This is a genomic window from Haliscomenobacter sp. (assembly GCF_965225875.1).
Taxonomy (GTDB): domain Bacteria; phylum Bacteroidota; class Bacteroidia; order Chitinophagales; family Saprospiraceae; genus Haliscomenobacter.
Genome location: NZ_CBDDBS010000002.1, coordinates 3,906,779 through 3,929,508, shown reverse-complemented (window position 1 = coordinate 3,929,508; position 22,730 = coordinate 3,906,779). Strand labels below are relative to the sequence as shown.

Below are 22,730 nucleotides of genomic sequence, written 5' to 3'. Positions count from 1 at the left end.
CTTTGTAACGCAGAAAGATTACTTCCCGGTTTTTTGCGTCATCCTTTGTGGGCTTACTTTTCCTCCGTTTTTACCGGTTCATCGACGTATTCGTATTCGCCCATGTTGGAATATTTATCCACCCGTGCGTCGATGAGTTCGTCAATAGTCATGGTCTTGAGCTCGGCCAAAGACTTCATGATGGCGTTCTTCAGAATCTGCGCCATTTCTTCCGGGGCTGAATGGGCTCCACCAATGGGTTCTGGAATGATGCCATCAACCAGGCCATTGGCATACATGTTTTCTGCCGTCAATTTGAGGGCTTCCGCAGCTTGTTCTTTGTAGTCCCAGGTCCGCCATAGGATGGTAGAACAGTTTTCCGGGGAAATCACCGAATACCAGGAGTTTTCCAGCATGAACACTTTATCCCCCAGACCAATTCCAATGGCCCCACCCGATGCACCTTCCCCAATGATCACACAAATGATCTGGGTTTTGAGTTGGGCCATTTCAAAAAGGTTGCGGGCAATCGCCTCGGCTTGTCCACGTTCTTCAGCTTCCAAGCCCGGAAAAGCCCCCGGAGTATCGATCAGGGTAATGACCGGAAACCCAAAACGTTCAGCTATTTTCATCAGGCGTAGCGCCTTGCGGTACCCATCGGGGTTAGCCATCCCAAAGTTGCGGTATTGCCGCATTTTGGTGTTGGTCCCTTTCTGATGGCCCAGAATCACCACGGTTTGACCATCAATTTCGGCCAGACCGCCCACAATGGCTTTGTCGTCCTTTACATAGCGGTCGCCGTGCAACTCGATAAACTTGTTGCACATCTCCTTGATGTAAAATAAGGTGTAGGGCCGCTCAGGGTGGCGCGAAAGCTGCACGCGCTGCCAGCCTGTAAGGTTGTCATACAGTTCCTTACGCTTATCGGAAATCTTGGTCTCCAGGGCTTTTATCGACTCTGAAACGTCGATTTCTCCGCTAGCGCCGATTTCCTTGAGCTTTTCCAGTTGCTCGTACAATACTTCCAACGGCTTTTCAAACTCCAAAAAGACCATAGCTGTGCAATTAGATTAGAGGGGCAAAATTAACAATTACCTGTATCGAAAATGGAAAGCGCAGTTTTTTTTTATTTTTTGATGAAAATGAGTTGCAAGTTAGCAGAACTCATTTTACATTTGCAGCCACGCTAGCGAAAAGCGCCTGCGTGCGTTCCAGGGGTGCCAGATTTGCCGCCTCTGTTACTATATAAAGTTTCGATCTATCGGGCAACCGCAAGGCTGCCCAAATATGGTTCGGTAGTTCAGTTGGTTAGAATACCTGCCTGTCACGCAGGGGGTCGCGGGTTCGAGTCCCGTCCGGACCGCCAATAGATCGAAACAAAAAATACCGTTGGTTCGGTAGTTCAGTTGGTTAGAATACCTGCCTGTCACGCAGGGGGTCGCGGGTTCGAGTCCCGTCCGGACCGCAAAAGAGCTCAGCAGATTGCTGGGCTTTTTTCGTTTAAGAGAAAATTTCAACTTCGTTTGTGTAACGTCCTTCACCTTTTAGCATTATATCTTCGTGAAATTATTCATTCCAATATCCTAAAGCCTGGCAACATGAAAACTATTGCCCTATTTTTTATCGCCGTATCGTTTTCATCTGTTTTATTCAGCCAGACCAAGATTCAAATCATCACCAAAGACCTACTATCCCGGAAAATTGACAAAGTAGAGTTCCTCGATTTGAGCAAAAAACAGTTTTACACCTTCCCTTATCAGGATACCATCAATGTTACCTTTTCTAAGGAAAATGCAGATGGCTACCATATTCGCTATCATGTTGGAGGGAAAATATTGAGTCAACAAACCTGGTTGGATGCCGCAAATATTGTCATTAAAGGGCACCTTGATACCCAACGTTTGGTCATTGATACAGTCATCAACGCTCCTTTATATTACGAGGTGCTCGATTTTGGAAAGCAAATTGCTGCTTTGTACAAAACAAAAGACACCACCCGTTTAAATAAATTTTTGTTGGAGTCCGTGCAAAAAAACATTCAAAATCCTTTCTCCTTGATAGCTGCCGACCACTTTGTTCGTGCCAATCAAAATTCAAAATTAAATCTCTTAAAATTAAAACCTTATCTGGAAAAGCAGGGAAACCAATTCAGCTGGTTTTTATTTTACCGTTCACTGGAGCGGATCGACAAAATTCTGGCTATCCAGCAACTCCAGTTAGAGCAGTACTCATGTATCGACCCTAAGGGAAAAAAAGGGAGTCTTGCCCTGGCTTCGGCAGACTACACTGTACTAGACATGTGGTTTCTAGCTTGTCCTCCCTGTGTTGAGCAGCATCAGGAAATGAAGGAAAAACTGCCACTGTTGAAACAACACAACATTGAAATGATTGGTATTTCCACAGACCTAAACCAAAAAAAATGGCAGACCTATCTTCGCCAACACGAGTACGATTGGCTTAATTATCGGGAAGACGGAACTCAAAAACTTACCAAAGATTTGGGTATTTTTGGTTATCCCACTTATGTCATTCTGGACAAGACTGGAAAAATCGTGGGGTATTACAATGATTTTCAGTCTGTGTTGAAGTTTTTAAAGCTGAGCTAAACAATTCAAACCACTTCAAAGGTCTTTGTTCGCATTTGTACAATTTCATCATCCGGCCTTTTCTTAAATTGCAGGCTGCATTTATTAAATCCTGTAGCCAAAATGAAGTATCAGGAATTCCAACCTTGCGCCTTGTTGAAACCGTACATCAAGTGCTATTACCTGTTCGAGGTTTCGACGGAAGTGCCTTTTGAAGACCAGGCTTTTGCGACAGGCTGCATGGAAGTCATGTTCAACCTGGGGTCTGGGCATTGGCAAATTTCTACCGGGAATCAATTTGTGACCAATCCCAGAGTTGAGCTATGGGGACAAATTATTCAACCCCTCACTTTTCGTTCCATCGGCCACAATATCATGTTGGGTGCTCGTTTTTTCCCACATACCGCTGCTTGCTTTTTGCAAGATGAGATTCAACAGTTTAATGATGGAGTGACCGACTTCCATGTTATTGGCGGCAATGGTGTACAGATTTTGCACGAGCAATTGTTGGAAGCCGCTTCACTTCAGCAGAGATTGGCCTTACTTGAAAACTATTTACTTGATCAGTTGACCACAAAGGCTAAGCACTGGAATAAATTTTTGTTGGTCAACAATGTCATGCGTGAACTACAACGGGATGATTTTTTTGAAAACATCACCCAAGTCGCACATCGACAAGGTGTCAGCTTACGACACCTCCAGAAGGTTTTTCAAGAATACACGGGTTTGAGCCCAAAATTGTACAGCAAAATCCATCGCTTTCAAAATAGCTTATTAAAAGTTGCTCAACAGGATTTAAGCTTGACTTCTATCGCTTACAATTGTGGTTATTTTGATCAATCCCATTTTATTCGCGACTTCAAAACTTTCACTGGTTTTGCACCTTCCAGTTTTTCCCCGGAAAGATCATCCGTGCTTTTTGCTTCTCCAAATAAATAAATCGACTGTTCGCTTTTGTCCAATTTTCGCTTTTCTGGCCAGGCTATTTTTGTAAAAAAATAAAAGCATGTCTATCAATTTTGAACAGTTCAAGACCCTCCACCATGGCACCGAATTATTCGTTTTGCCCAACGCTTGGGATGCCAAAAGTGCGCTGTTTTTTCAGGAAAAGGGGTTCCCCGCAGTAGGTACATCAAGCGCTGCCGTAGCCGCTTGCTTAGGCTATGAAGATGGAGAAAAAATGCCCCTTGAGGATTATTTGTTTGTGATCAAACGAATCCTGGCGTGCGTAAAAATCCCGCTAAGCGTGGACTTCGAAATGGGATACGGGGAAACCAAAGCGGCTATTTTGTCCAATCTTTTGAAATTATCTGAAATGGGCGTGGCGGGGATCAACTTGGAGGATTCAATCATTGTAAACGGAAAGCGGGCTTTGCAAAATGGCCACGCGTTTGCAGAGACGATTGATTTCCTGAAAAACAAGTTAAAAGCTGAAGGCGCAGCCTTGTTCTTCAACATCCGCTGCGATACTTATCTGCTCAACCTAAAGAGCAAGCAGGAAGAAAGCGCCTTGCGCTTGCCATTGTATGAGTCAGCAGGTGCAGATGGCATTTTTTTGCCCTGCATCAACGAGGAAGCCGATATTGTTGATGCATTGAAAAGCACCAATCTCCCTTTAAACGTCATGTGTACTCCGGGGCTGCCCGATTTTAATAAGCTCCAGACATTGGGCGTAAAAAGAGCCAGTATGGGACCATTCTTTTTGAATAAAACCTATGAAAAAGCGGCTGAGTTGTTACAAATGGTTGTCGAAAAGCAAAGTTTCTCGGCATTGCTTTAAAATATCGCAGCCCTTGAGTTTCAGAAAAGCAAGGAGGCGGGTCTGATTTTTTGTATGTTATTCACCCATAATAACCCCAATACGAAAAACCACAATCCCCTCCTTCAACCACAATGGCAGCAGTGTACCCTGGGGCAGGCAACAAATCTTGCACATACCACTTTGGTACCTTGCCCTCATCACCAGGCAATAGAATCGGCGCCAAAGTGCTTCCATTTACCCTGGAAACATCAAGCGTTTCAACTGGAAACGAAAGCCCAACCCCTGTGGCCTTGATTAAAGCTTCCTTTCTGGTCCAGTATTGAAAAAACAGTTCATTCCGCTTGGGTTCAGCTAACTGCTGCATGGAAACAATTTCTGGCTCAGAGAAGAATTGGTTCGCAACTTCCTCAATGGCAATATCTTGCTGTATATACTCAAGGTCGATGCCGATGTTTCGATTGTAGGCGAAGGCGTACAAGGCCATATTACCGGAGTGGGATAAATTGAATTGAAGCGTTTCGTTGTTAGCCAGGAAGGGCTTTCCATTATTACCGTAGTTAAATTGAAGGGTATGAGGTTTTTTTTGCAAATAAGCACCCAGGATTTGACGTAATATTCCTCGCGCTTCAATGAAACGTCTTTGATCTTTTTCGAAACGAAACCGACTGACCCTTGACAACTCATCGGCGGACAGTGTACCCAACAAGTGTTCCTTTGGCGCTTTGTTTAAGTCGAGAAAGGCACGCCATACATGAACTTCATTCGGATCGATCAAACTTCCGGGAATTGCTGGCTGCCAAGGCTGTTCATTATTTTCCATTTTGTAGGCATCACTTATTTTCTGCGCTCAAGCTCCATCATCATGCCGTACTTCGGGCGCAAATTAATCAGTTGCAATAACTCAACTGGATGTCCTGGTACCAGTTTCAATCGCCAGGATTGAGCAATGGTAGCCAATACCAGCACACCTTCCAACCAGGCGTAAGGCTCTCCAATGCATGCGCGCGGACCCCGGCTAAACGGGAAATATTCGTATTTCGAGCTTATCCCCTGTGAGTGTTCCTCCCAGGCATAGGGATTAAACGTCTCAGGATCATGGTGGAAGCGGGCATCGTGATGAATCAAATACGGGCTGATAAGCACAATGGTATCAGCTGGCACCACGTATGGGCCAATCTCAAAATCTTCCAGCGCCTGCCTGGTAATGAGGTAAATAGGTGGATAAATTCGCATGGATTCCCCCAAAACCATGCGCGTGTACTTTAGTTGAGGAAGATCTTCCACTGTTGGAATCCGCCCCTGCAACACCCGATCCAATTCTTCATGCAATGTTTTTTCTGCCTCAGGATTTTGGGAAAGCAGGTACCAGGTCCAGGTGAGGGCAATCGAAGTGGTATCGAATGCAGTTAGAAAAAGGGTCAATGCTTCATCGCGAATTTGTTGATCGCTCATTCCCTCCCTGCTGTCTTGAGCATGGAGCAATAATGAAAGCAGGTCTTCGTGCTCAATCTTGCTTTGTCGGCGTTCCGCTATGATTCTATTAATGGTATCATCCAGGCGTGCTTTTGCATTGTAAAATTTCCTCGTGCTCCTGAGCGGAAGTTTGAACAACCATTCCGAAAAGGGCAGTGAAATTCGCCCAAACAAGCTCATGACATCTTGTAATGCCTGATTGATTTCTGGTGTTTCGTGTTCGGTATCTACATTGAATAAGGTCTTTCCGGAAATGGCTGTGCTCATCCTGATCATTTCTTCAAACATATCCACCTGTATGCCATCCTTCCAAGTGTTCATCAGATTTACTGTGCATTCCGTCATGGCAGGGGCATAAGAATCCAGCATTTTGCGGTGGAAGGCAGGTTGAATGATTCGCGATTGGCGTTTATGGAACTCTCCTTCACTGGTCAGGAGTCCCTCTCCAATCAGTTCTTTGGCCATTTTGAGCGGCCGCCCTTTGACAAAATTGCTGTTTTGTGTGGATAGTACTTCTTTGATGTAATCCGGGTGATTCAGCAAAATAACCCGGATTGGGCCAACTTTGAAATGAACGATGTCACCAAATTCGTCAGCAATCTTTTTTAAAAAAGCGAGACTATCTCGTTGAAAAGGAAACAAATGACCGAGCGGAATTTTCGTCTTCGGCCCAGGCGGTAACTTGGTTTTTTGGATAGTGCTCATGCCTTGAAGAGATCAAAAATGATAAATAGCGCAGCCCACCTGAATTCCTGACCCTACTGTAATCATCAATCCAATATGACCCGTTTTGACCCACCCTTGTGCAAAAGCATATTCAAATGCATAAGGAAGGGAAGAAGAAAACAGGTCAGGACCTTCGCCAACCACATCAACAAACTTTTGTCCGGGAAGATTCAAGGCCTCACTCAAGCGGATAATGAACTCAGTAGAAATTTGTGGCGGGAACACCCAATCAATTTGTTTGAGGTCAAGGTTTTCTAGTTCCAGCAATTCCTTTACCGCAGACAAAATTGCATCAAGGTACAAGGTTTCAAGGTTTGGTGCTTTCTCCACCAGAAGATGAGGTGTTACCTCCTTGAGATCACAATAGGTGGTATAAGCATCCAGTGATTCCTCATGATAATTGAACAAAAAACGAGAAAATCCCTTGCCCTCCAGGGGATGTGTATCCAAGATAAATGCTGAAGCTGTTTCTTGAATCCCCAACTGTTCATTGGGAAACAGGGTGGCGTTGTTTTCATTTTCGGCAGCAACAACCATAGCTGTCTGACATTTTCCAGCCGCGATCATTTGTTGGGCAAGATGACAGGCATTTAAAAAACCTAAAGCCCCATTAAACACATCAAAAGCAAAGGTTTTTTTGCCGTCCATACTTGTGCCCATTGCATTCATACCCAATTCACCAGCCAGCAAAGCCGCATACGCTGGCTCTAACACATAGTCGCTGCGATAAACTCCAGCGTAAATCAGCAACCCAATGTCATTGCACTGGTAGGATGATTTCGAAAGGCCATTTACAGCAGCACTTTTAAGCAGCGCAAATGAATCATTCCTGCCGAGGGTGGTTTCCGGGACTGTTCCTACACTTTCGATACGAATGTGGGGACCATTACTTTGTTTGTTCGAGTACAAAGCTTTTTGGACCATTGGGGAGGGATCGGAAATTTTTTGTACTTCGCTTTGCCGCAGACGATCGGGCAAATCGTCAAAAACATACAGTGCAGTACCCGTAGTAAGGCCGGAAGCGGAAACGCTGAAAATTACTTGATCTCCAGATTGGATTTTTTGGTTGCGGATATGATCAGCCAAGGCAACAACATGGGAGGTTGAAGCGGTATTTCCGCGTTGCTCCAGGTTATTGATGGTATTGCCATCGTGACAAACATTGCTACTCAACAATCGATTGATTTCGTTCCGGGCACTGTTGAGAGTCGTACTTGAAGTCTGGTGCATGATCAAATGCTGAAAACTTTCAGCCCCCCATCCGCCCCGTTCCAAAACATCCATAGCATGTTTTGCACCAGATTTAACAGCTACATCCGTCAAGTTGACTGAATCCGTGTACATGATCATGCCTCCTTGTTCGGAGGTTTTGGCTATGCAGTATTGACCATAACGGCCCAAGGTTTGCATGTCAATTTCCTGAAAACCAACCTGTTGATCAGCAGCCTGTTCCAGAATTAGCGCTGCACCTGCGTCACCCAGGGTTAAACAGGCCATCCGGGAATCCATAAAACCTTCAATCTCGCGCTGCGCACTTTGGGTGAGGTGGGTAATGTATTCACCGCTGACCACCATGCCTCTGCGAATCGCACCAGCCTTTAAAAAAGCATCAACAATGTGGATGCCAGTAAACATGCCGGCACAGGCATTGGCAATGTCAAAAACGAGCGCATTGGAAAAATTAAAATCTTTCCTTAATTTGATGGAAGTATTGGGTTCAAAGGCCAGCATGTTTTTGCCATCATACCTAGATATATTGCAGCAAATCAGCAAATCGATGTCCGCTGGATGGTATTTTGAATTGGCCAGGCATTCAGCAACTGCGCGTTTGGCCAAATCGATCGAAAACTCGCCCTGCCCCGCTACCCGCCGGTTCTTAATACCCGTAACTTTTTCAAATGGGAAAGGAATTGGGTTTTTACACCCTTGGATTACCTCGTCGGTAGAAAGTGATTGGGTTGGAAGATAAACCCCAATACTTTCGATGATGGTGTTCAGTTTTTGGTCCATAACTTCGCAACAATTCAAAGGTTCAAACATTTTCCATGCTGAAAGATATAAAATGTTATTCTGAAAAATCATAGAATAAATAATTGAGTTATTCTTTTTTTGCAAAATTTTTTTTACCTTAACGAGGCGATAGTGTTGCAATATTTTTTGCGACTGAACTGCTCCTTTCCCTTCAACATTCCCGAAATTCATTCCCGCATTTTTCATGTCCAGGTCATTCCTGAACAGGGTATTACAATTAAAATAGTTCTTCTACAAGTAAGAGCGGTTAATGTAAATGTATTGGTATGAAACAGGCTCCAATTTCATTGATTGATGTATTAAGCCGGCGTGCAAAGGAGCAACCTGACAAGTTGGTATATCGATTTTTGGTGGATGGGGAGTATGACGAAGTGGCTTTGAATTATGCAGACTTGGATCGACGTGCCCGTTCAATCGGAGCATTACTTCAGTCTTGTACCAAACCTGGAGATCGAGCACTTTTACTTTTCCCGCCGGGTATTGATTTTATTGTGGCTTTTTGGGGATGTCTCTATGCAGGAGTTATGGCGGTTCCTGCCTATCCTCCGCATCCTGTTCGGCTGGAAAAAAGCCTACCTATCATTTTACGTATCGTTGCTGATGCCAGACCAAGTGTAGCACTGCTGACTTCTACACTATCTGCTGCGATTAGTTCTCGAAATGAAATCCTGGCAGAGTTTGGCAAAATGAAATTGCTAACAACTGATACTGCTGAGCCAGGTGCTTGGGCTGAACAATGGGAAATGCCCGAAATAGGCGCAAGTGATGTCGCCTTTATCCAATACACATCAGGCTCAACCTCCATTCCCAAAGGAGTTGTGCTTAGCCATAACAATCTAATTCACAACATGAGGTTGATAGAACAGTGCTTCGGTACCAGAGAGGAAACCCAAGGTGTACTTTGGTTGCCGCCTTATCACGATATGGGGCTTATTGGGGGCATTTTGCAGCCCGTTTACACTGGAGCCCTGGCTATCTTGATGCCACCAATGTTGTTTTTGCAACGTCCCTTTCGTTGGCTGGAAGCCATCTCTCGCTTTCGGGCCACGGTCAATGGCGCCCCCAATTTTGCTTATGATTTATGTGTGCGCAAGATCAAGCCTGAACAAAGAGAACTCCTTGATCTCAGTCATTGGGAAGTTGCTTTTAATGGAGCGGAGCCAGTATATCACAAAACCTTGGCACAATTTGCGGATTACTTTGCGCCCTGCGGTTTTCGCCCTGAGGCTTTTTTGCCTTGCTACGGGGTAGCCGAGGCAACCTTATTGGTTTCTGGGGGGCCAAAATCCAAACTTCCGACCCAACTTACGCTACTCAATTCTGGTCTTGAGCAAAATCTGGTTATACCTTCTACCGGAAATCATGAGGGCTCCCGAACGCTGGTCAGTTGTGGACAAACTTTATCCGATCAACAAATCTGCATCGTAAACCCCGAAACATTGGAGGCATGTCCTGCTGATGAAATTGGAGAAATTTGGTTAAGTGGCCCTTGTGTCGCAAGTGGATATTGGGACAAACCTCTGGAGACAACTGAGACTTTTGAGGCCCGCCTGGCAAACAGTGGAGAAGGACCTTTTTTGCGCACAGGTGATCTTGGATTTTTAAAGAACGGCGAATTGTACGTTACCGGAAGGATCAAAAACCTGGTTATTTCTGGCGGCAAAAATCACTATGCTCACGACCTGGAAAGGACAGTGGAAGATGCCCATCCGGCCATCTGGCCAGCAGGGTCCGCCGTTTTTTCAATCAGCAATGATGGCCCTGAGCGCATTATTGTCGTTGCCGAGGTGAATGCTAAACTCTTTGAAAAAGAAGAGCTTGTAATAAAAGCCATTCGTGAAGCTATTGCAAAATACCACGACTTGCATGTAGATGACATCCAGCTTATTCCACCAGGAGGTATCCCCAAAACGACAAGTGGTAAAACCAGGCACTTTCTCTGTAGACAATCGTATTTGGACGGAACCTTGAAGAAATTCTCATTGATATGAAATTTGGATTATTTATCGACCTACAGTTGCCCCGCCCCTGGCAAGACGGGGATGAGTCCAGGCTTTTCCAGGAAGCCCTGGAACAAGTGGAGTTGGCAGACCGGATTGGCATTGATTATGTGTGGGTACAAGAACATCACTTTCTCGAAGAATACAGTCATTCTTCAGCGCCGGAAGTTTTTCTTGCGGCCTGTAGTCAACGGACCAAAAATATTCGCCTGGGGCATGGGATTATAGTAATGTCACCCAAATTTAATCATCCGGCGAGAATTGCCGAACGCCTCGCTACACTTGATCTTATCAGCGGCGGACGAGTAGAGTGGGGTACTGGTGAATCAGGATCACGGATAGAGTTGGAAGGGTTTGGGGTCGATTTTGTTGACAAACGGCCCATCTGGGCTGAGGCCGTCAGGGAGACGGCAAAAATGATGTCCATGAACCCTTATCCTGGTTTTCAGGGCAAATATTTTTCGATGCCGCACCGAAATGTCCTACCCAAACCTTTTCAAAAACCTCATCCTCCCCTCTGGGTGGCCTGTTCGAACCGGGACAGTTTAAAAATGACAGCCAGCATGGGCGCGGGGGCTCTTACTTTTGCTTTTGTCAATGCAGAAGAAGCAAAGTTTTGGGTAGATGAGTATTATGAAACCTTTAAAAACAATTGTATTCCCATCGGTCAGGCAGTCAACCCGAATGTATCGATGCTCACCGGATTTATGTGCCACCAAGATCCGGAAATCGCGCTCCAGCGAGGCATGGAGGGTGCCCAGTTTTTTGCATTTGGTCTTGGGCATTACTGGCGGGATGGAGTGCACATTCCAGGGCGGACTAATCTGTGGGATGAATTCAAAAACAAACCGGTCTCCCACCTTGAAAAAATGGAACGGGAACGAAAAAAGGCAGGCATGGGAGGTATTGGAAGCCCCCAGCAGTTGATTGAAAATTTCCGGGCTCTTGAAGAAGCAGGAGTAGACCAGTTGATTTTTTTGCAACAAAGTGGGAACTATCAGCATGAGCATATTTGCGCCTCCATGGAGCTTTTTGGCAAAGAAGTCTTGCCTCAGTTTAAGGAAAGGGAGGTGAAACGTTTGCAAATCAAACAGCAAAATCTCGAACCTTATATAGCTGCAGCGCAGCGCAATATCCCAACACTTGAGCCTATGGCGGAGGTGCCTCCCGTAGAAGCCTATCCGCTCATGTGGAACAGCATGAGTGCCGAAAACCTGCAAAGTGTACCAGACCGGCGGCCAGGAATGACCGCATTCTGGCAGATGCAAGTAGGAGGCAATCGCAACAAGAAGTAAGCCTAGGCAAAGCAGCCACAGATCTTTACAGATCGGGGAGAAAAGTATTTTTTTACTAAACCATTGACAACGTGCTGACCTCAAGAGAAATTCAGGATTGGTTGATTACTCATATCGCGGAGCTGTTGAATGTCGCTCCAGGCACCATCGATATCCGAGAGCCTTTTGCAAGTTACGGGCTATCCTCGCTTGATTTGGTAAGCCTTTCAGGTGACCTGGAAGAAGTCCTGGGTCGTCGACTCTCCCCCACCCTGGCGTATGATTACCCCAACATCCTTACACTAGCTCGATATCTGGCCGAGGATTTAGAAAAAGAAAATTCAGCTACAATCAAAAAACCGGCGACAGAGCGATCAATGGAAGCAATCGCGGTCATTGGTATGAGCTGTCGCTTTCCAGGCGCTAAAGACCCTGCTGCTTTCTGGCAAATGCTTTGTGATGGTGTAGACGCCATCTCCGAAGTACCAGCAGACCGCTGGGAAAAAGCAGCATTCTACCATCCCGATCCTGGTACTCCTGGAAAATCCATTTCATATTGGGGCGGGTTTCTTGATCGCATCGACCAGTTTGATCCTTTCTTTTTTGGCATCGCACCTGTAGAAGCAGAACAGATGGACCCGCAACAACGCTTGTTGTTGGAATTGTCCTTTGAAGCTTTTGATGATGCGGGGCAGGCCAAAGAAAAACTCGATGGCAGCAAAACTGGAGTATATGTTGGCATTTCTGTAAATGAATACACCCCCCTTCAATTTGGCGATCCCACACGGATTAGCGGGCACTCGGGGACCGGGGCCGCATTGTCCATCGCAGCCAATCGCATTTCTTATTTTTACAACTTCCACGGGCCAAGTATGGCCATTGATACAGCTTGTTCTTCTTCCTTATCTGCTGTGCATTTGGCTTGCCAGAGCCTGAGGAATGGGGAATGTGAGATGGCACTTGCAGGCGGGGTCAACCTGATTCTTTCCCCAGCGCATTCCATTTCTTTTACCAAGGCAGGTGTTTTGGCTCCAGATGGAAGATGCAAAACTTTCGACGCTCAGGCAGATGGATATGTACGGGGGGAAGGCGGAGGCTTTGTTGTGCTAAAACCACTTTCGGTTGCCTTGGCTGACGGAGACCCTGTTCATGCACTGATTCTGGGTAGTTCCATGTGTCAGGACGGCCGCACCAATGGACTGATTGCTCCCAATCGGGAGGCCCAGGAAAATTTATTGCTAGAGACGTATCAAGCAGCCGATGTTTCACCAGGAAGTATTCAATACGTGGAAGCCCATGGAACGGGTACGCTGTTGGGGGATTCCATGGAAGCACAAGCCCTTGGAGCAATTGTTGGCTCCAACCGCAGCAATGGCCCTTGTGCCATCGGCTCCGTTAAAACCAATATCGGACACCTCGAAGCAGCAGCTGGAGTTGCAGGTTTAATAAAGGTTATCCTTAGCCTCAAACACCACAGTCTGCCACCAAGCCTTCATTTTCATTCCCCCAATCCACATATTCCTTTTACTGACCTGAATCTGCGGGTTCAAAACAAGTTGACCCCCTGGCCCGCTGGTGCTGAACCCGCTCTGGCCGGGGTGAGTTCATTTGGCTTTGGTGGAACCATCGTACATATGGTGTTGCAGGAAGCAAACCAGTACCATTCAAAAAGTGGTGATGAACGGCCACAATCAACTACTTCCACAAGCTACTTGCTGCCTTTATCTGCACGCAGCACCGGGGCGCTTCAATCACTGGTCGGCAATTTTCAGGATTTGCTTGCCACTGATTTTTCAATCGAAACAAAGGACATCTGTTATGCCGCCAGTCTCCGCCGAAGTCAGTACGATTACCGAATAGCGGTGCTGGGCCATTCCCGGAAAGAATTGCACGACAGCCTGAAGGCTTTTCTACAAGGAGAGCAGCAACACAATTTAATCAATAGTAGTGCTCCAGGTCCTCGGCCCAAGATTGCCTTTGTTTTCCCGGGTCAGGGTGGACAATGGTACGGTATGGGCCGCGATTTGCTCAAACAAGAACCCGTTTTTTATCAGGCAGTAAAACGAATTGATCAACTTATTCAGTCAAATTTTGGCTGGTCTTTGTTGGAGGTACTTCAAGGTGAAAGCGCGGCAACACGGCTTGAAGAAATTGATGTAATCCAACCAGCACTGTTTGCCATTCAGGTTGCACTCGCAGAGCTTTGGCGATCCTGGGGCGTACAAGCAGATGCTGTAGTCGGCCACAGCATGGGGGAGGTCGCCGCCGCACATGTGGCAGGAATATTAAATTTGGAAGATGCTGTAAAAATTATCTGTAAGCGAAGTCTTTTGCTAAAGCCTTTTCGGGGGCGCGGCAGTATGTTGGTGACGGAGCTGTCGCCCGATCAGGCAGAAACATTACTCCAGGAGCTCAAGCAGGAGGTGGCTATTGCTGTGATCAACAGTCCAAACACGACGGTATTGTCTGGGGATTCAGAAGCCATTCAGGTAGTCATGGACCTCTTACAGAACCTTGGGCTCTTTTGCAAGCTGGTCAACGTGGATGTGGCTTCCCATAGCCCACAAATGGACGAGGTGCGTAAGGCATTACTCGAAGCATTGAGCGGATTAGCGCCCCAAGCCGCAAAGACGCCCTTCTATTCGACAGTGACTGGCACCCGCGCAGATGGCCTCAGCTTCCATGCTGACTATTGGATGGACAACCTTCGAAAACCAGTGCTGTTTTCCCGGGCAATCAAACAATTGCACCATGATGGATACAGTATTTTTATCGAAATCAATCCTCACCCCATTCTACTCAGCTCCATCCAGCAATCCCTGCCTCCTCATGGCCAGCCTATTCGATTACTACCTTCTTTAAGACGGGAGGAGCCCGCCCGCGACATCTTGTACAGAACCTTGGGTGAATTGTACACTACAGGATTTCCTGTTTTGTGGCGCCATCTTTATCCGGGTGGAGCAAAGTATGTTCCGCTCCCTTTAATGCCCTGGCAACACCAGCGTTATTGGATAGATACAAAATCTTCAAACTTACAAAACCTGTGGCAGGGAGTTCAGCGCAATGGGAGCCATACTCATCCACTATTGGGTGAACGTATCCAGTTGGCCAATGCAGCGACCTCTTTTGTTTGGCAAACTACTCTAAAAAATGAACCCCATGGTTTTCTGAATGATCATCGAATCAATGATGAAATCGTGTTTCCCGCAGCTGCTTATATTGAGATGGCTTTACAAGCTGCAGAAGAAGCAGGTTTGAATAATTCTCACACGTTTGTTCATTTTTCCTTCAAAGAAAAAATGATTTTTCAGGATGGTGGAGCAAAGTCAATTCAAGCCCTACTCTCACCCAAGGTCGAGGTTGGTTTTTCGTTTAGCGTGCACAGCCGAAACAATCCACATGAAAATTGGATGGAACATGCTTCCGTAACCATTAAACCAACCCGAGAGGTAGATCATTTGTCGACGCGACTCAAATCTCCCCCTGCGCTGATTCGCCAACAGCACACTTCGCAGTCCACTGCGGCTCAATTTTATCAGGAGTTGGAGCAGCGAGGAGTGCATTACGGACCAGCTTTTCAGGCCATCCAGCAGGTTTGGAGCAAAGGCAATGAGTCATTGGCCCGCTTGCACATACCCGAGTCCTTGCAATTCGAAGCTCAAGCTTATCAAATTCACCCTGCACTGTTGGACGCCTGCTTGCAGGTCTTGTCTGCCGCCCAGGGAGCTTCCGCGGAACAAGATCTTTTCATTCCTATTGGGTGCGAGCGCATTCAGTTTTACACCCGACCTAAGCGGATCGTATGGAGTCAGGCAGCGCTGCCTTCTGAAATGCCCCCGGGTACAGATGTCATTGATGCAGAACTCCGTTTACTAGATGAAAACGAACAGGTTGTTGCCGAATTTATTGGCCTCCGACTCCAACGCATTGGAAGAAGGGTCCGCCAATTGATCGCTCAAGAGGACACCTGGCTGTACCGTTTACACTGGGAATCCCAGGAAATGCCAGTTGTTTCACCCCAAGTCCAAACGAACAAAAATTGGTTGATTTTTGCAGACAATACTGGCTTTGCTGAAGCTTTGGCGAAAGAATTGGAAGCAGCCGGGGATCATGTTTACCTGTTGCAGTACAAAGAGGTATGCGAAAAATTGGAGGGCACGGGAAAAAATGCTCTTCCTGAAATCATTGAGCAAAGTCTAAATAAAATACCTCTATCCTTGTTTGGGATCATCCACTTGTGGAGCCTGGCGGCCCCTGCTTCGCCTTCATCCAAAGAAATCATGGAGGACTTCAGCTGCAACAGTGTTTTGTACCTGGTGCAAGTTTTGACGAAACGCATCGCGGCAATGCCCCGTTTGTGGCTGCTTACCCGCGGCGTGCAGGCAATCCACGCGAATGAGTCTATTGCAGTTGAACAGTCACCTTTGTGGGGTTTGGGGAAAGTCATCAGCTTCGAGGTTCCCGATCTTAAGTGTGTTCGCATTGATCTTGATAGCCAGGCGTCGGATGCAGCGGTGCTTCCGCTACTTTTGCGGCAATTTTCCCTTGATGATGCCGAAGATCAAATTGCTTTTCGTGCGGGTAGTCGGTACGTTCTCCGGCTTTTGCCCTTTACCTTTTCTACTTCGACCTACTCAGCGAAAGTATCATTGCGAGCAGATGGCACCTACCTGATCACCGGTGGCCTGGGAGCATTAGGCCTGGCCACTGCCCAATGGATGACTCAACGGGGCGCACGACATCTGGTATTGCTGGGCAGAAGCGAACCTACACCAGAAGTACTGAGGATAATCGATCAGATGCGGGATGAAGGTATTCAAGTTGTCACCGCCCAGACAGATGTCAGCGACCGGGCTCAATTGGAAAGCGTTCTCAAGCGAATCGAAGAAGATATGCCCCCGCTCCGGGGTATCATCCATTCAGCTGGGGTGTTGGATGATGGGGCTTTGCTCAATCTCGATGCGAGCCGGATGAGGACAGTAATGGCACCAAAAGTAGATGGAACCCGGAACCTTCACGAAACGACCCTGGGTTTGCCCCTAGATTTTTTTGTCCTCTTTTCCTCCGCCGTATCTGTACTCGGATCACCAGGACAAGGTAACTATGCAGCAGGTAGTGCTTATCTGGATACCATGGCTTATCGTCGACACAACCTTGGCTTACCTGCCATCAGCATCAACTGGGGACCTTGGGCCGATATTGGTTTGGCCGCAGAAACACTAGAAAAGCTGAAAGAGCAGAACGCTTCAACCCAACACCTGGTGAAGGTGATACAAATTGATCGGGGTTTGGCTACCCTTGAGCAACTGCTATTGGAAAAGACACCTCAGGTGATGGTATTGCCTTTCGATTTGAAGAATTTGATCGAGCTGTACCCAACTGCCGCCAGCATGCCATTCCTGGCCGAGGTAGGGGGAAGCAATACCCATGTTGCCCGACTTTATGCACGGCCAAACCTGCGACAACAATACGTCGCTCCGCGAAATGAAATAGAGCTCAAACTAGCTGAATTATGGCGGCAAACCTTGCACATTGATCAAGTCGGCGTGCAGGATTCTTTCTTTGAACTCGGTGGAGATTCGGTGCTTGGTGCTCAAATTTTGACCTTGGCCCAGGGCACTTTTGGTATCCGCATCAGTTCGGAAGACGCATTCAAGGCTTTTACCATTGAGCGACTGGCTGAAATTTTAGAAACAGAAATCCTGCGCCAGGTTGAAACCATGAGCGAGGAGGAAGCCCAACAATTACTTACAAAGCTGAACTAACATGTCGAACCAGGAACTCTCACCCGTAAAACTTGCCTTGTTGGAAAAATGGCGGAAGGGGCAATTGAACAATGCATCCATTGGGATTCCTCCACGCCCTGTTGATCAGCCAATTGCACTTTCTTTTCCCCAACGGCGCCAGTTGTTTCTTGAATTGCTCGAACGGGGCACCGCGGTCAACAATCTTTCTACCATTCTACAAATCAAGGGTAATCTTGACCTGGGTGTTCTAGAACAAAGTGCAAACCAGATCCTCTTACGGCACGAGATCCTGCGAACGCGTTTTTCTTTTGGGCTAGGCCTTCCTGTCCCTGAAGTTTTGCCTGAAGTGGCGGTCCCTTTGCCTGTTTTTGATTTGCGTGGGCTTGAGTTGTCAAAACAAGAGGGAGAGGCCCTACGTCTGGCAGAAAAGGAGGTTCTAAAACCCTTCAACCTGAATCAGGCACCCTTGATCCGCCTTACACTTTACCGATTGGGCAATGAGGAGTATTTGTTGTTGCTTACCGTTCACCATACCATTGCAGATGGTTGGTCTTTGGGGGTGTTTCTTCGGGAATTGATGTTGTTCTATCGGGCGATCAGCAGTGGTCAGCCAGTGGAGCTACCTCAACTGCCCATTCAATACGCAGATTTTGCCCATTGGCAAACGGATGATGCGCGCCAGGAAAAGATACAGCCGTCCCTGGACTATTGGAAAAAGCAGTTGGGTGGAGAAATCCCCGTTTTGGAATTATCGACCGATCGGCCCCGTGGTGCCCGACAGACCTTTTCGGGCGGAACGCATCGCTTCGTCCTTTCAACAGCGCTAAACGAGGCCCTCGAAAAACTGAGCAGAGAAGAAGATGCCACTTTGTTCATGACTTTGATTACAGCATTTTTTATTCTGCTTCAGCGCTACAGTGGGCAGGATGAAGTATTGATTGGAACCCCGATTGCCAATCGCAACCTTCCCGAGTTGGAAAACTTGATTGGCGTTTTTATCAATACACTTGTTTTGCGTGCTCATTTTTCGGGTAATCCAAGTTTCAGGGATTTACTCAAGCAGGTGCGGAGCCTTTCGCTGGAAGCTTATGCGCATCAGGATTTGCCTTTTGAGCGACTGGTAGAAGTATTAAAGCCCCAACGCGACCTCAGTCGCCCCCCTCTTTTTCAGGTAGTTTTTAATCTTCAAAATTCACCGCTGCCAAAGCTGGATATTCCTGGTTTGCAAACAGGTTTTGTGGAAATTAACCGGGGCGTTTCCCAGTTTGACCTGACCTTGATGGTGTCCAGGTTAGATGGTCAATGCCATGCTACGGTGGAATACAATGAGGATCTTTTTGCACCAGCGACCATTGCCCGAATGTTTCGCTCTTTTCACCTGATCCTGGAGTATGCCATCGCAAAACCTGATTACCCAATTGCTCAACTGCCTTTGCTTTCCAAGGCGGAGGAACAGCATTTAATTTATACACTGAACCAGACCCAGCTCGACTTTCCCTCTGAAAAATGTGTCCATCAATTTTTCGAGGCACAAGTTGACCGAACACCAGAAGCAGTGGCAGTGATGTACGGGAACAACTCGCTGACCTATCATGAGCTGAATCGTCGAGCCAATGGTTTGGCCAGGCAGCTACAAGATCTGGAGCTTGGCCCAGCCATTCAGGTTGGTATTCTGATGGATAAATCCCCGGAAATTCTGGTGGCACTCCTGGCTGTACTCAAAGCAGGAGGCGTATATGTGCCCATTCACCCTTCCTTCCCAGCAGAACGGATACAATTTATGCTGAAGGATGCAAAAGTTCAGGTCTTATTGACCAATGTTGTTCCCGAGCTTGGTGAGCTAGAAAACATACGAATCGTCAAATTGAATGAAGATCGATTTAACGACACCATCGATTGGCCAAATCCTCAATTCAACATCAGCACTGATGATCTGGCCTACATTATGTATACTTCAGGCTCAACAGGGCAACCCAAAGGGGTGATGGTGCAGCACGCTGCGTTGGTGAATTTTTTGTGGTCTATGCGTCAGAAACCCGGAATAAGTGCAGAAGATGTGTTGTTATCCGTCACCTCCATCACCTTTGACATTGCCGCTCTGGAATTGTATTTGCCGCTCATTGCAGGTGCAAGAGTGGTAATAGCCAGCCAGGAAATGGTTTCCAACCCTCGTTTAATTGGAGAAGCCATCGATCAATATCAGGTAAGTATGATGCAGGCAACACCAGCAACCTGGCAATTGCTATTGGAAACGGGTTGGAAAGGAGCACCGGGGCTAAAAGCGCTTTGTGGGGGAGATGTCCTGACACGTCGCATGGCAGATCAACTTTTGACTCGGGTGGGCAGTTTGTGGAACATGTACGGCCCTACCGAAACCACAATCTGGTCTTCAGTCTGCCAGATACAGCCGGGGAATGCCCCCATTACCATTGGGCAAGCCATTGGCAACACCCAACTTTATATCCTGGATCGCCATTTGCAGGTCTTGCCAATTGGGGTTATTGGAGAACTGCACATCGGGGGGCAGGGGTTGGCACGTGGTTATTGGGATCGCCCTGATTTAACCAAAGAGCGATTTATCCCTGATCGTTTTCGATCCGACCCTTCAGAACGATTGTATAAAACAGGTGATAGTGCCCGCTATTTACCAGATCACTCGATTGAAATCCTGGGTCGCAGCGACGATCAGGTCAAGATCAATGGCAACCGCATCGAATTGGGTGAAATCAGAACCGTGCTGATGCAATACCCAACTATTTTGGAAGCTATAGTGCTAACCCGAACCGAAACATCTGGTAATAAACAATTGCTGGCCTACTTTGTACCTCAACAGGATACAGTTGTTGTTGTGGATACCTTGCGGGACTTTGTGCGAAAAAAATTGCCCGCTTACATGATCCCATCTAGCTTTGTTCGTCTGGATAAATTGCCTTTGACCCCAAATGGAAAAATAGACCGCAAGGCTTTGCCATTGCCAGAAGACCTGCGCCAACGCTCCGGATACCTTGCCCCCCGCAATGAGGAGGAGGAACTTTTGGCCAGCATTTGGCAGGACGTGCTCAGTATTGAACAGGTCGGGGTGCATGATAACTTTTTTGACCTGGGAGGGGCATCGATTCAAAGCCTACAGATTGTAGCCAAAGCCAATATGTTCGGGTTCCAACTGCGGGTTGAACATATTTTTGAATACCAAACCATCGCTGAACTCGCTGAACAATTCAAAAAAGGCTGAATGGATCGGGGCTAAATAGTGGTTCTCCGGCAATGGAAAGCTTAAATCTTACCTACCTAAGTATGACGCAAAAAATTACTTCTCGATTTTTTTAGAGGCTTTTGAATAAGAGCTTGTCTAAGAAGCTCACTTGAAATGAAGCGTTCGACTTCCTATTCAAAACCCAAATCGGGAAGTTAATTTTTCTGCGTTACTAAATCACATTCGCCTGCACAAACCCCACCTTCTCCGGATAATCCGTAGTGTAATGCAAACCCCGGCTTTCCTTGCGCAACCTCGCCGAGCGGGTAATCAAATAGGCAATGGTGATCAAATTCCGCAACTCGCACAATTGTGGACTAATCGTGGTGGTATTGTAAATTTCTTCCGTTTCGTGGTACAACAACTCCAGGCGGTCCAGGGCACGTTTGAGGCGCACATTGGAGCGAACGATACCTACGTAGCTGCTCATGATCTCCTTGAGTTCTTTGATGCTCTGGGTGATGAGGACCATTTCTTTGGGGTCGGTGGTACCTCCGGCGTTCCAGTCGGGGATGCCTTTCTGGATGCTCCACTGGTCAATTTTAGGCAAAACATCAGCGGCAATGCGGTGGGCAAAAACCATCGCCTCCAGTAGTGAATTGGAAGCCAGGCGATTGGCGCCGTGCAAGCCGGTGGAGGTACACTCCCCTACCGCGTACATGCGCTGAATGGAGGTTTGTCCCAATTCGTCTACCTTGATCCCTCCACACATGTAATGGCAGGCTGGAGCTACCGGGATCATGTCCTTCATGGGATCGATGCCGATGCTTTTGCATTTGTCGTAAATGGTGGGAAAATGGGCAATGAAGTCCTCCTGATTGAGGTGCCGACAATCGAGGTACATGCAGTCTTCCCCGCGAATTTTCATCTCGTTGTCGATGGCGCGTGCTACGATGTCGCGAGGGGCCAGGGACTTGCGTTCGTCGTATTTGTGCATGAACTCCTCTCCTTCTTTGGTTTTAAGGATGCCCCCAAATCCACGCACCGCTTCTGACACCAAAAAGACTGGGTTGTCCCCACCCGGATGATATAAGGAGGTAGGGTGAAATTGCACAAACTCCATATTTTCGGTCCAACCCTTGGCTCGATAAGCCATGGCAATCCCATCCCCAGAAGCGATCACCGGATTGGTCGTCGCCCGGTACACTTGGCCGGCGCCACCCGTAGCCACCACGGTCACTCGCGCCAGGATGGTTTCGATGACGTTGTTTTTTTTGTTCAGGGCATAGGTGCCATAACACTGTATATCCCGCTTGAGGCGGGTAACCGAATGCCCCAGGTGGTGTTGGGTAATCAGGTCGATGGCAAAATAATGCTCGTAAATGGTGACGTTGGGAAATTCGTCGGTTTTGGCCATAACTGCCCGTTGCATCTCCCAACCCGTGAGGTCTTTGTAATGCAGGATGCGTTTTTCGGAGTGGCCCCCCTCCCGAGCCAGGTCATATTCACCGGCGTCGTTCTTTTTTTTATCAAATCTGGCCCCCCAATCAATGATGTCTTGTACCCGATCGGGCCCTTCGGAAACTACAATATCGACTATTTTTTCATCACACAATCCGTCGCCGGCATCCAGGGTATCCTCCTTGTGCTTGGTATAGGAGTCCACTTCCACATCCCATACTGCGGCTACACCGCCCTGGGCATAGCGGGTATTGCTTTCTCCCTCAATCGTTTTGGTGAGTACGGTGATGGATAAATCAGGGCGTGCTTCGGCAATTTTGATAGCAGTACTTAGCCCGCCGATGCCAGAGCCAATAATGAGGACGTCAGTTTCGATCATCAGAGTGGAATTGTTTGAAGTACAAACGCAAATCGCTTGTGCTTGTTTGAATCAGGCCTTAAATATCCGTAAAAAACTGCGGTATGAAGAAATTTTTGAGGGCTAAAAACAAACACAAAA

General features: G+C 47.2%; 12 protein-coding genes and 2 tRNA genes. 9 read left to right on the top strand and 5 right to left on the bottom strand.

Going from position 1 to position 22,730, the window contains the following annotated elements; all coding sequences use genetic code 11:
* Positions 1 to 53 precede the first annotated feature (53 nt).
* Positions 54 to 1,034 (bottom strand): acetyl-CoA carboxylase carboxyltransferase subunit alpha, encoded by a 981-nt coding sequence (locus tag ACO08K_RS18015; RefSeq protein ID WP_421797802.1) that lies wholly within the window; start codon positions 1,032 to 1,034, stop codon positions 54 to 56.
* A 234-nt stretch (positions 1,035 to 1,268) separates the two neighbouring features.
* Between ACO08K_RS18015 and ACO08K_RS18010 the strand changes: the two genes are divergently transcribed.
* The 5 genes from ACO08K_RS18010 (at position 1,269) to ACO08K_RS17990 (ending at position 4,344) form a co-directional block, all read left to right on the top strand.
* A tRNA-Asp gene (locus ACO08K_RS18010) sits at positions 1,269 to 1,345 on the top strand.
* A gap of 25 nt (positions 1,346 to 1,370) precedes the next feature.
* A tRNA-Asp gene (locus tag ACO08K_RS18005) sits at positions 1,371 to 1,444 on the top strand.
* Between the two features lie 133 nt (positions 1,445 to 1,577).
* A complete protein-coding gene (locus ACO08K_RS18000; protein WP_421797801.1) occupies positions 1,578 to 2,585 on the top strand; it encodes a TlpA family protein disulfide reductase in 1,008 nt (335 codons plus the stop codon).
* Between the two features lie 102 nt (positions 2,586 to 2,687).
* Entirely contained in the window at positions 2,688 to 3,503 is an 816-nt protein-coding gene (locus ACO08K_RS17995; RefSeq protein ID WP_421797800.1) for a DUF6597 domain-containing transcriptional factor, read from the top strand.
* Between the two features lie 67 nt (positions 3,504 to 3,570).
* Positions 3,571 to 4,344 carry an isocitrate lyase/PEP mutase family protein gene (locus tag ACO08K_RS17990; RefSeq protein WP_421797799.1) on the top strand — a complete coding sequence of 258 codons (774 nt, stop codon included), beginning with the start codon at positions 3,571 to 3,573 and terminating at the stop codon, positions 4,342 to 4,344.
* 61 nt (positions 4,345 to 4,405) lie between these two features.
* Here the strand turns inward: ACO08K_RS17990 and ACO08K_RS17985 are convergent, their stop codons facing one another.
* Genes ACO08K_RS17985 through ACO08K_RS17975 form a run of 3 tightly spaced genes read right to left on the bottom strand, consistent with a single transcriptional unit; the run spans position 4,406 to position 8,535 of the window.
* A complete protein-coding gene (locus tag ACO08K_RS17985) occupies positions 4,406 to 5,146 on the bottom strand; it encodes a 4'-phosphopantetheinyl transferase family protein (RefSeq protein ID WP_421797798.1) in 741 nt (246 codons plus the stop codon).
* Positions 5,147 to 5,160: 14 nt separating this feature from the next.
* Positions 5,161 to 6,504: a cytochrome P450 gene (locus ACO08K_RS17980; protein ID WP_421797797.1), complete on the bottom strand. Its 1,344-nt coding sequence runs from the start codon at positions 6,502 to 6,504 to the stop codon at positions 5,161 to 5,163.
* A gap of 12 nt (positions 6,505 to 6,516) precedes the next feature.
* Positions 6,517 to 8,535, bottom strand: coding sequence for a 3-oxoacyl-[acyl-carrier-protein] synthase III C-terminal domain-containing protein (locus tag ACO08K_RS17975; RefSeq protein WP_421797796.1), 2,019 nt, complete (start codon positions 8,533 to 8,535; stop codon positions 6,517 to 6,519).
* 287 nt (positions 8,536 to 8,822) lie between these two features.
* Between ACO08K_RS17975 and ACO08K_RS17970 the strand changes: the two genes are divergently transcribed.
* The 4 genes from ACO08K_RS17970 (at position 8,823) to ACO08K_RS17955 (ending at position 20,809) form a co-directional block, all read left to right on the top strand.
* Entirely contained in the window at positions 8,823 to 10,547 is a 1,725-nt protein-coding gene (locus ACO08K_RS17970; RefSeq protein ID WP_421797795.1) for a fatty acyl-AMP ligase, read from the top strand.
* Positions 10,544 to 11,851, top strand: a complete 1,308-nt coding sequence (locus ACO08K_RS17965) for an LLM class flavin-dependent oxidoreductase (protein ID WP_421797794.1) — start codon at positions 10,544 to 10,546, stop codon at positions 11,849 to 11,851. Before ACO08K_RS17970 ends, ACO08K_RS17965 begins: the two co-directional genes overlap by 4 nt.
* Positions 11,852 to 11,922: 71 nt before the next feature.
* Positions 11,923 to 17,595, top strand: a complete 5,673-nt coding sequence (locus ACO08K_RS17960; RefSeq protein WP_421797793.1) for an SDR family NAD(P)-dependent oxidoreductase — start codon at positions 11,923 to 11,925, stop codon at positions 17,593 to 17,595.
* Between the two features lies 1 nt (position 17,596).
* Entirely contained in the window at positions 17,597 to 20,809 is a 3,213-nt protein-coding gene (locus ACO08K_RS17955; RefSeq protein WP_421797792.1) for a non-ribosomal peptide synthetase, read from the top strand.
* 193 nt (positions 20,810 to 21,002) lie between these two features.
* Here the strand turns inward: ACO08K_RS17955 and nadB are convergent, their stop codons facing one another.
* Positions 21,003 to 22,610, bottom strand: coding sequence for an L-aspartate oxidase (gene nadB / locus ACO08K_RS17950; RefSeq protein WP_421797791.1), 1,608 nt, complete (start codon positions 22,608 to 22,610; stop codon positions 21,003 to 21,005).
* Positions 22,611 to 22,730 lie beyond the last annotated feature (120 nt).

Excerpts from the sequence above, each read along its gene's own strand:
- ACO08K_RS18015 (WP_421797802.1), bottom strand. The coding sequence starts at position 1,034 with ATGGTCTTTTTGGAGTTTGAAAAGCCGTTGGAAGTATTGTACGAGCAA.
- ACO08K_RS18000 (WP_421797801.1), top strand. The coding sequence starts at position 1,578 with ATGAAAACTATTGCCCTATTTTTTATCGCCGTATCGTTTTCATCTGTT.
- ACO08K_RS17995 (WP_421797800.1), top strand. The coding sequence starts at position 2,688 with ATGAAGTATCAGGAATTCCAACCTTGCGCCTTGTTGAAACCGTACATC.
- ACO08K_RS17990 (WP_421797799.1), top strand. The coding sequence starts at position 3,571 with ATGTCTATCAATTTTGAACAGTTCAAGACCCTCCACCATGGCACCGAA.
- ACO08K_RS17985 (WP_421797798.1), bottom strand. The coding sequence starts at position 5,146 with ATGGAAAATAATGAACAGCCTTGGCAGCCAGCAATTCCCGGAAGTTTG.
- ACO08K_RS17980 (WP_421797797.1), bottom strand. The coding sequence starts at position 6,504 with ATGAGCACTATCCAAAAAACCAAGTTACCGCCTGGGCCGAAGACGAAA.
- ACO08K_RS17975 (WP_421797796.1), bottom strand. The coding sequence starts at position 8,535 with ATGGACCAAAAACTGAACACCATCATCGAAAGTATTGGGGTTTATCTT.
- ACO08K_RS17970 (WP_421797795.1), top strand. The coding sequence starts at position 8,823 with ATGAAACAGGCTCCAATTTCATTGATTGATGTATTAAGCCGGCGTGCA.
- ACO08K_RS17965 (WP_421797794.1), top strand. The coding sequence starts at position 10,544 with ATGAAATTTGGATTATTTATCGACCTACAGTTGCCCCGCCCCTGGCAA.
- ACO08K_RS17955 (WP_421797792.1), top strand. The coding sequence starts at position 17,597 with ATGTCGAACCAGGAACTCTCACCCGTAAAACTTGCCTTGTTGGAAAAA.
- nadB (WP_421797791.1), bottom strand. The coding sequence starts at position 22,610 with ATGATCGAAACTGACGTCCTCATTATTGGCTCTGGCATCGGCGGGCTA.